The sequence below is a fragment of the Okeania sp. SIO2F4 genome, from assembly GCF_010672385.1.
GTDB lineage: Bacteria > Cyanobacteriota > Cyanobacteriia > Cyanobacteriales > Microcoleaceae > Trichodesmium.
Window position 1 is genome coordinate 1 of sequence record NZ_JAAHGT010000138.1, and the last position, 15,058, is coordinate 15,058.

The window sequence follows — 15,058 nt, forward strand, 5'->3', positions numbered from 1 at the left end:
TATTAATTCCTGATGCAGAAATTTGTTGGTTAATAGAACCTGAACGCTCCGAATTAGATGAACCTTTGTGGCAAGAATCTTGGGATATTTTGTTTTTTGCTGGTCATGGCAAAACTAAAGATAATGGCAGTATTGGTACGATTCAAATTAATGCTCAAGATGTATTGACTATTTCTGAGATAAAAAATCATCTTTTACAAGCTGTTAAGTCTGGTTTAAAATTGGCTATTTTTAATTGTTGTGATGGTTTGGGTTTGGCTTATCAATTGGCAGAAGGTGAGGATTTACATTTACCGCAAATTATTGTGATGCGGGAAAATTTACCTGTAGCTATTGCTCCGAAGTTTCTCCAATTTTTTCTGGAAAATTATACTCAAGGTTTATCTTTATATAGTTCTTTGCGGGAGAGTCGGCAAAGGTTACAAATATTAGAAAAGGATTTTCCTTGTGTGAGTTGGTTGCCTGTTTTATGTCAAAATCCTGCGGAAATTCCTCCCCGTTGGTTGGAGTTGGGAGGAAAGATTCAGACTCCCTATAAAGGATTGAGTGCTTTTACTGAAAATGATACGGAGATATTTTTTGGCAGGAAAGTGTTGACTAATTCTTTATTGTCAAAGGTGGAAAGACAAAATTTAGTTGCTGTGATTGGTGCTTCGGGTAGTGGGAAATCTTCTTTGGTTGCTGCTGGTTTAATTCCTCAATGGTTGGCTAAAGAAACGGAATTTTTACGCCGTTTTGTGGTGAAAATTCGTCCTGGTTTTCCTCATCCGAATCCTTGGGAAAATTTGGCTGAGGAATTGGGGAAAATTTCACCGAATTTAACTGCGAATAATTTAGCTTTTTTGGAATTGGTGGCAAATTTGGAGACTAATTCTGGGGAGTTAGCTAAATGTTTAACTGCCATTGTGCAAGAAAAGAAAGGTTGTCAAATTTTGTTGGTAATCGACCAATTTGAGGAACTTTATACTTTATGTTCTGAGGAGAAACGTCGGTCATTTTTAAAAGGTTTGGTTGATGCGGTTAATTATGATGATAGTTGGAAGGTTGTTTTAACTTTACGGGCAGATTTTTTGTCTCAAGCTTTGGATGAAGATTTGGGTAAGATTTTTGATGAACGGGATAAGTTAATTACTCCTATGAATGATGAAGAATTAAGAGAGGCGATCGCTCTCCCTGCTGAAAAGTTTGAGGTGGAATTTGCTGATGAGTTAATTAAGAGAATGATTCAAGATTATCGGCAAAATTCTGGTCATTTACCGATGCTGCAATTTGCTTTGGAGGAGTTATGGAAAAAGCAAAAATATGGAGTAATTTCTCTGGCAAGTTATGAAGAAATTGGGGGTTTGACTCAAGTTTTAGGGGATTATGCTGAAAAGATTTATTGTCAGTTAAGTCAGGAGGAGAAAGAGCAGGCGCGATATATTTTTACTCAATTAGTACAACCTATAAGTCAGGAAAAATCCGGGGAAGTTCGTCAGATTGCGACTCGGAAAATTGCCACTTTTGCAGATGTTGGGAGGGAAAATTGGCAGTTAGTAATTAAATTTGCCGACGAGCGTTTGGTGGTGACAAATAAGGAAAAAGATGTAGCTTCTGTAGAGTTAATTCACGAAGTTTTAATTACCGCTTGGAGTCGGTTAAAAAATTGGATAGAGCAAGATTGGGAATTTCGACGTTGGCAAGAAAATTTAAGGGAGAATTTGAGTAAATGGGAAAAGGAAAAGAAGGAAAAGAAAGATCAGTATTTGTTGCAAGGAGGTTTGTTAAAGGAGGCAGAAATTTGGTTGGAAAAACCAGAGCAAAAAATTCCTGATAAAGAGAGAAAGTATGTTGATAAAAGTAGGGAAAGACGAGAAAGAGAGCGACAAAAACTTATTGGTGGTTTGACTGGTGGTTTGGTGATGGTGTCATTATTTGCTGTGGGAGCGGTATGGCAATGGCAACGTGCGGAAAGACAAAGTTTGATTAATGAAGTAGATAGTTTGAGTAATTTAGCATTGAATCAATTTCAGTCTGGGGAAGGTGGAATTAGTGCTTTAATGACGGCGATGGATGCAGGGCAAAAGTTGAAACAATTGGTTAAGGATGATGAAAAGTTGGAGAATTATCCGACTACTCGACCTTTGTTGGCGTTGCAGACTATTACTAGCAATATTCGTGAAAAAAATCAGTTTCAAACTGAAAATTTAGGTGTTACAGAAGGCATTAGGCAAGCTTTTTTTACTCCTGACGGTAAGCACATTGTTTCATCTAGTATTACTGCGGGAGGTGGCTATAGTAGAGTAATAATTTGGAATTTAACAGGAGAGAAAGTTACTGAATGGGAGCTACCTGAAAGGCAAGTAATTACTGATTTAGCAATTAGTCCTAATGGCAAATATATTGCTACTACTGTCGGAAGAGGAGGTAAATTCTATATCTGGGATTTTTCTGGAAAAAAAATAGCAGAATCACCACAATTCATCAATGGATATCCAATAGTTAAATTCAGTCCAGATAGTCAGTATATTGCTGCGATATTAAAACTGAAAGGTGAGGTAGATTTTTTTGATTTATCAGGTAAGAAAATTAAAGAATTAAAAATTGATGGTGGTGGAACCATACATAGTTTAGAGTTTACTCCCAATGGTGAAGAAATTATCATAGGAAATGCTGTTGGTGTCGTTCAAGTTTGGAACTTAAAAACTTCAGAAAAAATTAGAGAATTTCAAGCTAATACTAACGAAGTATTGAAAATATCTATTAGTCCTGATGGAAAGCGACTATTAACTTTAGGAGTTGATATTAATTCAGCTACAAAAACTGCTGGTTCGAGAGCTATACTTTGGGATTTATCAGGGAGAAAAATAGTAGATTTTGGTTTTTTTCCAAGTAGTGATACTTATGGTTATGGAGATTTTACTTTTAGTCCTGATGGTCAACAAATAGGAGCTGTACTGCCTGGTCAAAGAGTAGTCAATTTTTATGAAACTCGATCAGGAAAACTAATTGATCAATCTACAATAGGTGCTGATTACGATAATAAATTAATCTACAGTCCGGATAGTCAAATAATTGCTATTCCTGGGATAGATGGAATAAAATTATTAAGTCATAAAACCAAGTCTGATTTTATAGAATTACCTGCTAACTATGGATATAAAGGAAGCCATCAAGTCGAACTACCAGGCTTTACTGATGTGCATTATAGTGCAGATGGTCAAAAAATTGTAGTTATCGACAAGCATCATTATTATGTAGATATTTGGGATTGGCAAAAAAGGGGGAAAATCAGAATTAACTATGGTGAGTTTACAGAAAATGAGGTTTCGAGTAGTTATTTCACCTCTGGTGATTTTTTTGAAAAAGCTCTTTTCGCTAGTATGACTCCTGATGGTAAATTTATCATCCTTGTTACCAAAGAAGGCATCAAAAAATTTGATTTAGAGGCTAATTTAATTTCTCAATTAAAAACAAATGTTAGTTCTAATGAAAGCCTATTGCAAACTCGATTTTTCGGACAAGATCAGATAAATGGGGTGATTTTAACTGATGCAAATTATAGTTCTAATTTTGATGGTAGCAAGATAGCTACAATCGGAATTACTCGTAGTCCTGAAAAAACTATACGTTTGTGGGATTTATCTACTCACAAAGTCAAGCAATTTAAACATAATTCCATTTCTCGAATGATTGGTCGAGTTTTAGTTAGTCCTAACGGCGAATATATTCTTACAGTTACATCAGCTAGAGGTAAACTTTGGGATGATTCTGGAAATTTGCTTAATCCCTTAGATATTAATGCCAAAAAATCCACTCTAAAAGGAGAGGAAGTTTCAATATTGGCTGTTTTATTAGATGGAAAAAAACAGGAAGTTGTTTTTCGTGAATATGGAGTAAAAATACGAGAAGTCTGGCAAAATTCTACAGCGGATAAAGCAGGTTTAAGAAGTGGGGATATAATTCTAGAAATAGATGATAAGAAACCAGATGATTTTCAAGAAATATGGGATTTTCACCTGTTGCTCAAAGGAGAACCTGGTACTCCTATAAAAATTAAATTCCAAAATCGTAATCACAAAGTTGAAGAAAAAACTATTCTGAGAGAAAAAGTAATCTTAGATATAAGTAATTTGTTTCTTTTCCTTGGAAATAGAGGAAAATTTAGCCCAGATAGTCAATACTTGGCAACATGGGATGCAGGAAGTAAAAATTTATCTTTTAGAAATATAAAGACTAAGAAGCTTGTTGAAATTAATAACCAAGCTGGGATTTTAGATGTTCATTTCAGTCCAGATAGTCAACTATTAGCAACGATGGGCATGGATTATTCAATCAAATTCTGGGATTTTTCTGGAAACCTAATTAATCAGATAAAATTTCAACAAATACCTTTTAGTATGGCTTTCAGTCCAGATGGTCAGCAAATTGCTGTTTTAGGTGATTCCAATGAATTAAGTATCTGGGGTATTAATGGGAAACAAATTGCTAAATATACAGTTCCCGAAGAACAAGGTAATATTGTCTTTTCCCCTGATGGTAAATACATAGCAACAGGTCAAAGCAAAGTGCTAATTTGGCAGAATAAAAACTTAAACGAACTATTAGCAACAGGATGCGATTGGTTGGAAGAATATTTAACTACTCGCCCCCAAGAAAAAGAAAAATTAAAAGTGTGTCAAGAGGAAGTCAAATAGACCAGAGATTGCCACGGGGGGCGTATGGGGAGTCACCAAAACTCTTGCTTTTCCCGCCCCCCTCGCAATGACAACACCAACCTTGTCATTGCGAGACGGTGAGCAAAACAGTTAAGTTTCTGGGAAAGCAATTAACTTAGTCGAAGCAATCTCTTTAGCTAGAGATTGCCACGGGGGGGCGTATGGGGAGTCACCACAACTCTTACTTTCCCCACCCCCCTCGCAATGACATTATAGAGATTGCCACGGGGGGAACTTATATGTACTTACTAAAACCATTGCTTTCCCGACTCCCCTCACAATGACAGTTTAATAGTTAGAAAATCGTGGAATTTGTGTAAAATAAAATTATCCTAATCGTGAATAAAAAATGAGAGAGGCAAAAATCTCATTAAAATAAACAGACCCCACAATCCTTGAAACAGCCAAAGAAAAGTTAGTAAATCTTTCCCCGGAACGACTACAAATAGCCTTATATTTCTTAACTTACCTCCAAGAAAAAGATGAAACAGATGCCCGTTATTTAATTAAATTACCATTAGAAAAAAGACGATAACTTTTAGCAAAGCAAGCCGAAAAAATGTTAGAAAATTATCAGCAACATAGAGAATGGCAAGAATTACAAACTTGGGATGAATTAGATGAGCAATAATAATTCACTCAAAGGAGGCGATCGCCTTTTTTCCAAAGGATAAAATTAAGTAGGGCTAGCTGAATAAAGTTGTAATCAATGCCAGATATAGCTTCGATGGTTTTTGATTCGGAAAAACTGCCTGGTTTTTGGCTCTTGTAGTCTCAAAATGCTAAAATTTTCCCCTAACTATCAGAAAATTTGGCCTTTGCAGATAGTCTAAACTGTTTCCTGTTCCCTGTTCCCTATCATCACCATGAGACTTTTTCAGCAAACCCTAAGTAGCTATTTCCAAATAACCTTGATGTTGAGGATGTATAAAATTCAAACTAATATTCTCCTGAGAAATTCCCATCTCTACAAATTTTTCTACTATTGATTCTTCCGTATCATTACATTGAATAACAATACTATCCCCAACAACATCAATATGTACAACACATTGATGGATACGCTTATATTTGTACCATCCTACCCACAAAACCATATAACGCATTCTTTGATCATCAAAAATTAGCTCAATTTGTGAATCTTCATCCTTGAGATATTCATATTCACAGAGAATTTTTTTCACACATTACTTATAAAAATCTATGGTATTATCCATTGTAAATCTAACTCCGAAAAAGAGAAAATAATTAGTTTTAAATTGAACTTTTTCACAATATCATTAAAATAAACTATGTTAATGAAAAGCGCTATAATACCTCATAGGAATTTCAATGACAAATTCAGTTCCTTTACCTAGTTGTGAATGACAACTTAACTTTCCACCATGTTTATCCACCACAATTTGACGAGCAATAGATAGTCCTAAACCTGTTCCTTTCCCTACTGCTTTTGTTGTAAATAGATGTTCAAATATCTTAGCTTTCACCTCATCAGACATTCCACAGCCATTATCTTGAATACTAATTTTGACCATTTGAGTTCCATGGTCTAAATTTGTTGTTAAAATAATACTATAGGGATTTTGCTTCATTTGTGTCATTGAACTTGCTTCGCTCATCTCATCAAACATATCAATTGCATTCGCCAGAATATTCATAAACACTTGGTTTAACTGTCCCGGAAATCCCAGAATTTGTGGCAAGTTGCCATAGTCTTTGAGAATCTCAATTTCCGGGCGAAATTTATTCCCTTTCAAGCGATGTTTGAGAATTAACAAAGTGCTATCAATTCCCTCATGCAAGTCAAAAGCTACTTTTTGTTCTCGATCGCCACGGGAGAAAATGCGCATTGACTTACTAATTTCAGCGATACGGTTAACTCCTGTTTGCATGGAAGCGAGGATTTCAGGTAAATCTTCCAACAGATATTCTAGCTCAATTTCTTTAGCATAAGCTTTGAGTTGTTCCCCTGGTGGATGATATTGGTGATAGAGTTTCAAATAATTCAACAATTCTTGTAATGCTTCCTCTACTTGAGTAATATTACCAGCAACAAACCCTAAAGGATTATTAATCTCATGGGTAATACCAGACATCATTTGCCCTAGTGCTGACATTTTTTCACTCTGAACTAACTGTAGTTGCGCAAGTTGTAATTCTTTTAAAGACTGTTCTAATTGTTGAGCATAATCTTGAGATTGTTGATAGAGTTGTGCATTTTCTAAAGAAATTGCTGCTTGAGAACACAACAGTTTCAATACTTCCATCCGTTCTGGGGTAAATGCTCCTGCTGTTAAGTTATTTTCTAAATATAGAATCCCTAAAAGTTCTCCACGACTGCATAATGGCAAGCATAATAAACTCTGGGGTTGATGTTGGATGAAATACTCATCGGATGCGAACTGAGGTTGAGATGAAACCTCATCAAGATTGAGTGGTTGTAAACTGCGTTTGACTAAGTTAATTACACTCAGAGGAACAGCTAAACTTTTTTCAACTGAAATAGATGTTTCAGTGCAATAAATTGTTTCATCATCATGGGAATTATGAGTGGAAATCGCTTTAACTGTTAACTGTGATGCTTCAGATAAGATTAATACTCCTTTTGTCGCGCCTGCATTTTCCATCATCACTTGCATTAACTGACAAATTAATTGATTCAGTTCAATTTGACTGGATAATGCTTGGGATGCTTTGATGATGCTGGTAAAGTCCAGTGCGTCTGAAATTCCGGTGGTATTGTTGTTAATTGTGGTTTTAGTGTAACTATCTGTATTTCCTAAACTGGCAATAGTTTTGAAAGGGTTGAGACTAATTTTTTGTTGTTCTAAAATGGGTGCTAATAACTCAGGATAACGTTGTTCTAAGTCCTTGATTTTGGCTTTTGCTCCCCAATGGGAATAGCAATAGTAGGCATCTATAATGTAAGTTTGAGCTACTTTTTTTCGTCCTAAGTTGAGATAGAATTTGGCTGCTAATTCGTTGGCGAGTGCTTGTTCTTGGATGTATTCGTTTTCTTTTGCACCTGAAATGGCTAGATCGTAGAGTTCCATTGCTTCTAATTTATTGCCCAGAATTCGATGTTTTTCTGCTGCTACTAAGTCAACTTTATGTTGATGATTCATGGGGGCGTGTTTTGCCCAAAATTGCAATTGAGTTTGATTGTCTTGAACTCGTTGCAGTTGTGTTTCCCATTCAATTTGTGACTCAGAGAGCATCGCCAGAGCAATGAGAGAGTCATAGAAATATAAACCTGCTTCGCAAATTTCACTTGCTGCACCCATAACATAGGGTTTAGCTTGCATGACATCTGTATTTGCTTGAGTGATTTCTCCCATTAAAAATCTTAAGAGCATTCTATGGATATAAAAGATAAAGGGTTGGGTCAGGTCATTAAACTCTAGCGCCTCAGTCACCATTGCCTTCTCTTCATCACTATTGTCAAAGGAAAGTTCAATGTTATCTGGATTACCTAATAGAAAAATGACACTTTCCCAATAAACTAAACAATTTTTTGCCATTTTAATTCGGTTAAGTTCAAGCAGTTGTTGATAAAATGCATGAGCTTGGGATTCAAGTCCAGCTAAAGGTAAACCAGACCAGTAACTATTTAAATAAGAACCGATTGCATTATATGCAGCATATTCCAACTGACCTGTTTCTAGTCCTGCCTGGTAGCCCATTTGCAAAATGGGTAAGGTTTCCCGTAAATGAGACTGGCGATGAAAAACAAATAATCCAAGTAATGTACAAGTTTCTGAGCGAATTTTTTGTGCATTTGATTTAGATATGAGGCGATAAGCCAATTTACCAAACTCAGTTCCTGCTGTTATTTCCTGGAAAAAGTTGTTGAGGAGGACACTGTAACAAGCATAGCTAAAAGCTGAATAGGGACTATTACCATACTGAATGGATAACTTGACCTGTAAAGCAACCACGAAGGGAAATAAAGGTGAACCTGTTATGTAGCAAGCTGAAAAGATACTTGCTGCCATCTGCATCACAGCCAATTGTTCCGCATCAGTCATCTTTGGAAGATTAAAGAACTCTTCAATAGACCGATTTCCAATTAAAGTGTTAATCTCCTGTACAGATTGCTGAATGTCATCTCCGCTAGGATTTTCAGGAAACTCGACTCCGAATTCTTTAAGAATAGATTGACCAAGGGCAATTGCTTCTAACAACTGCATTAAGCTGCATAATGTCTGAATTTTGACCGTATAAACTCCTATTTTTTCTAAGAGGGTTTTTGCATTATCAGTTGTTGCTTCTATCCACTGATTCATTTGTTGAAATTCACCACAAAGCGATGCAGCTTCTGCTGCAAGTTCATGCAACTTTAAAGTGATGTCATACTTTCGCTGCCAAGCTTCGTTGCCTAGTAAATTGATGCCTATTTCCGCATAGTTACAAGCAGCTTGATAAGCTGTAGAGTTTTTTGCTTTTTTTCCAGCTATTAAATTCAGTTCGGCTAATTCATCCCGTTCTTGTTGTTCAGCAATTAATTTAATACCATAATTCAACTGATTGACAATCTCAAAAATTCTTTCCTGTCGTTCCGCTTCAGGTATGTTATTCAACAACAACTTACCAATCTTGAAATGTGTCTCTTTCTTTTGGTCTTCAGGAATCAGAGAATAAGCTGCTTGTTGAATTCGGTCATGTAAAAATCTATAACTAGCTGAAATTTGACTGCCTTGAAGTGGATTAATTTCTGTTGTTTCTGCCGTATAAAACTTATAAACTTCTGTAATGGGTAAAATCAATCCTTCTTTCAATGCTACCCATAAATCTGTAGCGGTTTCTAAATCAGAAGTTTGTCTGACAATAGCCAAAGTTTCTAAATCAAATTGGTTGCCAATACAAGCCGCGAACTTCAGCACATCCTGAGTAGCATAATTTAATTTATTTAATCTTTTACCAACAAACTCAACCACATTTTCACTAACTGCTGCCAGTTTCACCTGTGCTAAATCGCATTCCCATAATTTTTCTTCGCGATTAAAATAAATCAATTTATCTTCATATAATGCCTTTAAAAATTGAGTGGCAAAAAAGGGATTTCCTTCAGTTTTTTTAGCAACAGCTTGAGTTAAAGGTAAAGCTTGTTGTAAACCACAATGTAACGTATCTGCCACTAATTGATTTAAGTCATTTTGTCGCAATGGAGCTAATGTCATCCTATTAACAATGGCTTGATTTTTCTCAATCTCATCCAAGGTTAACATCAACGGATGAGCTGGACTTACTTCATTATCTCGATAAGCTCCAATTAACAATAAATATTCACTATTACCATCACTCATTAACAGTTGTAATAGATTCAATGAAGCCGAATCTGCCCATTGTAAATCATCCAAAAAAATTACTAACGGATGGTCTTTTGTAGTCAAAACTTGGATGAATTTTTGAAATAGTAAATAAAACCGATTTTGTGCCGCAGTTCCTGATAATTCCGCAACTGGAGGTTGTTGACCAATAATTTTTTCCAGTTCAGGAATTACTTCAATAATTACCTGTCCCTGAACCCCAACTGCTTCTAATATTTTATCTTTCCATTGTTGCAATTGAGCATCATTTTCACTCAATAATTGCCCCATTAAATCCCTCAATGCGATGACAAAAGCACTGAAAGGAATATTACGTTGAAACTGGTCATATTTCCCCTGAATAAAGTAACCCCTTTGCCGGACAATTGGTTTATGAACTTCATTGACAACCGCTGTTTTTCCTACTCCAGAATATCCCGCTACTAACATCATTTCTGAACGTGCTTTGTCTGAGTCAGAGGCAACACGTTCAAAAGCATCTAATAATTGTTCAACTTGTTGTTGTCTTCCATAGAGTTTTTCGGGAATAATAAAATGGTCACAAATATCTCGTTTTCCTATTTCAAATAATTCAATTTTCCCAGTATTTTCTAATTGTTCTAAACAAATTTCTAAATCTTTGTGAATTCCCCAAGCACTCTGATAACGTTCTTCGGCATTTTTCGCCATTAATTTCAGGATAATATTAGAGAGTACTTCGGGAGTTTTTTCTCTCTTACTTAAAGAAGTAGGCATCTTAGCAATATGACAATGAACTAATTCCATGGGGTCCGTAGTTTCAAACGGCAGTTTTCCACTTAATAATTCATACAAAGTCACACCGAAAGAATAAAAATCACTTCGATAATCAATTCCTCGATTCATTCGTCCAGTTTGTTCTGGAGAAATATAAGCTAGAGTTCCTTCTAAAATATTGGGATTTTTCAGCACTTGGGTTTCCCTGGGAAGTAAAGAAGCAATGCTAAAGTCAATCACTTGAATCTCTAAAGATTGAGGATGAATTAAAATATTTGCAGGTTTAATATCTTTATGAATAATACGATGGTGATAGAGTCCGGCTAAAATTTCAGCCAGTTTAATTCCAATAGTTAGACATTGACTTAAACTCAAAGAATTATCTTGAGTATAATTGTTGAGAGAAATATAACCTTCATCCGCCATAACTAAGATTAAACTATTGCGATAGTTTTCCAGAGCAAGTGGTGGCACAACTCCTGGTAAGTTCAGATGCTTTGTGATGGTGTATTGATGACGAAATTGAATTAGTTCATGAAAACTGGGATATTCACTTCGTAATAATTTGAGGATAACTGGTTGGTTGTTTGAGATATTTTGAGCGCGATAAACTAAAGATTTTTTTCCTTGATGAATACATTCAATAGTCTGATAATTTTGAAAGTTTAAAGTATGATTATCGTTCATGGTTATGTTCCCGATATATTTTAAATTCAAGTTTTCAGGCTGGATAATTAATGGCTCTAAAAATACTGTTTTAATATTAATTGCATAACTTTAATAATTTATGAAAACAGGGATATTTACTCCTCAAAACTTTTAACACAACTAACTACCATTAAATATATCGATCGCGATCGACCAGAGTTTTAGAACTTGTATTTACAGAGTCAATAATCTGATACTTTTTAGATTTTAGAGTGATGTTATTCATGGACTCAAACTCCTAGTTTAAAAATTAGTTATAGTTAGTGAGACTTTGTGAGCCATCTATATGATGGCAATTGAGCAATAACACAATAGATAGGCAACCTCCCAACTTGAATTTTTTATGTACATAAATCTAGTTTAAATCGAAAGCTATTTGAAAAACTCAGTTTTGTCACTAATGTTATAAATATTTATCCTGAAATAACCATTCCCAGAAATACAATTAGTAAGAGGCAATCTTTAACTATCATTATTTTCCCTAGTTTCCTCTTTCAACCTTGTAAAGTACAATTGCCGACTTTTTTTCTGTCCTATGTCTTCCAAAATCTATAATTTTTTACCGAATAATTAAGGTTTAAAGCCTCTCCTTTAAAGGAGAAAGGAGAAACAAGAAAAAATTTTCACGCTCCGCGTCAATCCAATCCTTTTGAGGGAGAGGCAATTATCAATTATCAATTATTGAACTCACCAGTATGGGAATTGCTATATAATAAACATAAAATAAAAAGGGAGTATCCGAAACTAAAATATGACTAATAAATCGGCTTTAGCTAAAGACAAAAAAAGCCACAAATCAGGAATTAGGTTAATTGGAAATCAGAAAAGTTGGCTGATATCTGCTCATGTTATTTCTGGGGCAACTTGGTTTGGCACTGCTCTCTCTATGGTGATTATGGTTATTAGTAATCTTAACACTACTAACGGAGATGAACTTTATGCAATTAACTCAGTTGTCAAATTATTAGATGATTGGGTAGTTATTCCAGCAGCTAATTTAAGTTTGTTGACTGGAGCGTTAATTTGCTGGTTCACTGTTTGGGGATTTTTTAAGTTTTACTGGGTAATTATTAAGTGGATTATGACTGTCACATTGATTACTTTCGGCTCGTTTTGGTTAGGTCCTTGGACTAATGCTATGACTTCTATTTCTGATGCTGAAAGATTACAAGCATTGAATAATCCTCTATTTATGTTTGATACTAAAGGAATAGTTATTGGTGGTTCTATTCAAATTTTAAGCCTGATTTTTATCTTTATTATTTCTTTTTTGAAACCTTGGGGACGACGAGATATAAAAAAAGATCAGACCAAGGCTTCAACTACATAAATTAAATGCCACCGTGCCAAGAAATAGGATTAGTTGGGGGTAATCCCCAGCTATTATTATTTCCCTCTGTTTCCTGGTCTAAAGCATTAATAACTGTCTGATAAATTTCCTCCGCTTGTTCGGGAGAATTACCAATACTTGTTAAACCTAATTTGCCAAATTGTGATAAACAACCCATCATGTGAAATAACGTTCCTGTCTCAGTACCACTATCAAAATGTAATCGATTCAAAGCAATAATATCCATTAAATCATTAGGCAATAAACCCCGATAACGACTTTTTTGTAAATTATCGGTAGCTTTGTAAAATTTTGCCCGCTCCTGCTGACTATAAAATAAACCAGTGTCATAATCATAACTTCCGTTCGTTAATAACTTTAATGTCATAAATGGATGAGTTGTACCACCCCGACGCAAGTTAATTTCAATCGCAAATAAATCCCATTTTGGCGATTCATTTGTACCCCGTTCTACAGCTACAAAATCTACTCCAAATTTATCTAAAGCACCTTTTTCAGCTAAACTTTTTCCTATTTTTATACCTAAATCTTGTAAATTTAATCGGTAAGTTTCATCAGCAGGAAAACGACAACCGAGAAAAATTTGCCCATCAGGTCCTCCCAAAATTTGGTCATGGGTAGAGATAATTTCAACTTCACCTTTGGGGGTAATTCGAGCTTGCACGCTGGGCGATCGCTTTACCTCTCCCTCTATGAATGCTTCCGCTATTGCACCTAACTCAAAAATGCGCTTACTAAAATTTTCCCAAGTTTCATCAACAGACTGAAACCGTAGTGCCGTAAAACTATTAAGTATAGCTTTCACCCTGTCACTATTCTCTACTTTTTGTAGTGGTTGTAAATCTAAAAGCGCATTACCTTCCCCTGAAAAACCATCATTTAACTTAATTACTATTCGTTGGAGGTCAGGTTGCCGTTCCCACAACTGCACTGTTACTAATGCCAAATCATCAACATTCCAAACTAACTCACTACCATCAGGATGAGGAATATTACATTCAGCAAATATCTGCCTACTGCCACTTTTAGTACCCCAATAACTCAAATCTGGGTCTGATCCTAACAGAGGGATACCCAACTGCAAAGACAACTCTCGTTCGAGTGGGGTACAGTTATAGCAAACCATGTAAGATTTTTCCCGACGCAACGCTTGTCGAATACGCTCTATGAGACGGGGACGTTCTAAAATTTTCTCAGTTAGAGGTCTCGCAGAAGCATCATAAGTAGCAAATAGAAGCAGGCGATCGCGAGCGTGGGAAAAGGGAATTCCTGGTAATAGTTGCAAGTAGTAGTCAATAATGCTGGGATGGAGGGGTTCAGAAGTAACATAAATTAATCGGGTGCGGGGGTTACGCAGACGTATTAAGGAAAATAGATGTCGTTCTTCATAATTGTGAACACCCTCTACTTTTAGTAACTCTCGTTGGTCTAGGGTGACAGAAGGGATAATCAAAATATCTGAGTCACCCTGGTCAGACAAATCTATATTTTGCCAGCGATCGCGCAAATGAGTTTGTAGTTCCCTAAAGAGTAAGGCTTTTTCTGTATTAGCACTGTCTAATTTTGTCATGATTTTTATTAATTATTATTGAGTTTGATAGAACTAATTTGAAATCTATATTGGTAAGTATAATTCAGCAATTAACGTGCGAACAATTAATAATTAATAATTACCCCTTCTTGAAACGGAATTGATTGGCGCTCTTGGAAATTTTTTTGATTTATCCCCTTGAAAGGGGAGGCTTTAAACCTTAATTGTTGAATGAATAATTAATTATTGACGCTTCAACTATTAATTATTAATTATTAACTATTAATTATTAATTATTCGGTAATCATCAGGAGTGAGGAAAAAATCAGCCATCAAATTTAATTTGCTCCTATTCAATATTTACGAAAATTCAGCACAAAACCTCTATAAAAAGGTTGTGATATCTTAGTTTTTACCAAAGGTATGTTGCCAAACTTACTTCTGCTCTACTTCTGACTCTTACTAAAAAAACTTCATCTTGAAAAAGATACCAATTAGGTTCTATAGTCATTCCAGTTAAGATTGAGACAAGGTTTTCTTGCCTTGAAAGAGTTTCAGTTAAAAAAGTGATTCAGTCTTATTCATAATGACTATATATAACTATTCTACTATACTGAAAAAAGTGCTAAAGAAGTAATAATAGGTAAGTAGAGTAAGTTAAAATAATACGTTGCATCTTTAGCCATAAAACCACTTAAGCCATTGA

Annotated in this window: 5 protein-coding genes; 2 read left to right on the forward strand and 3 right to left on the reverse strand. The window is 35.3% G+C overall.

The annotated features are described in order from the left end of the window. Positions 1 to 4,676, forward strand: a 4,676-nt coding sequence (locus tag F6K22_RS11405; RefSeq protein ID WP_293097235.1) for an nSTAND1 domain-containing NTPase, incomplete at its 5' end; no start/stop codon positions are given. 908 nt (positions 4,677 to 5,584) lie between these two features. On the opposite strand, the gene F6K22_RS11410 is transcribed toward F6K22_RS11405, so the two are convergent. Both F6K22_RS11410 and F6K22_RS11415 read right to left on the reverse strand, forming a co-directional pair. Further along, positions 5,585 to 5,881 (reverse strand): element excision factor XisI family protein, encoded by a 297-nt coding sequence (locus tag F6K22_RS11410; RefSeq protein WP_293097237.1) that lies wholly within the window; start codon positions 5,879 to 5,881, stop codon positions 5,585 to 5,587. A gap of 111 nt (positions 5,882 to 5,992) precedes the next feature. After that, complete coding sequence (locus F6K22_RS11415; RefSeq protein WP_293097239.1) at positions 5,993 to 11,449, reverse strand: trifunctional serine/threonine-protein kinase/ATP-binding protein/sensor histidine kinase; 5,457 nt, start codon at positions 11,447 to 11,449, stop codon at positions 5,993 to 5,995. Positions 11,450 to 12,221: 772 nt separating this feature from the next. On the opposite strand from F6K22_RS11415, the gene F6K22_RS11420 reads away from it, so the two are divergent. Next, positions 12,222 to 12,800 (forward strand): hypothetical protein, encoded by a 579-nt coding sequence (locus tag F6K22_RS11420; RefSeq protein WP_293097241.1) that lies wholly within the window; start codon positions 12,222 to 12,224, stop codon positions 12,798 to 12,800. 1 nt (position 12,801) lies between these two features. Here F6K22_RS11420 and F6K22_RS11425 read toward each other — a convergent pair whose 3' ends face one another. Beyond that, positions 12,802 to 14,391: a peptide ligase PGM1-related protein gene (locus F6K22_RS11425; protein ID WP_293097244.1), complete on the reverse strand. Its 1,590-nt coding sequence runs from the start codon at positions 14,389 to 14,391 to the stop codon at positions 12,802 to 12,804. Between the last annotated feature and the right edge of the window lie 667 nt (positions 14,392 to 15,058).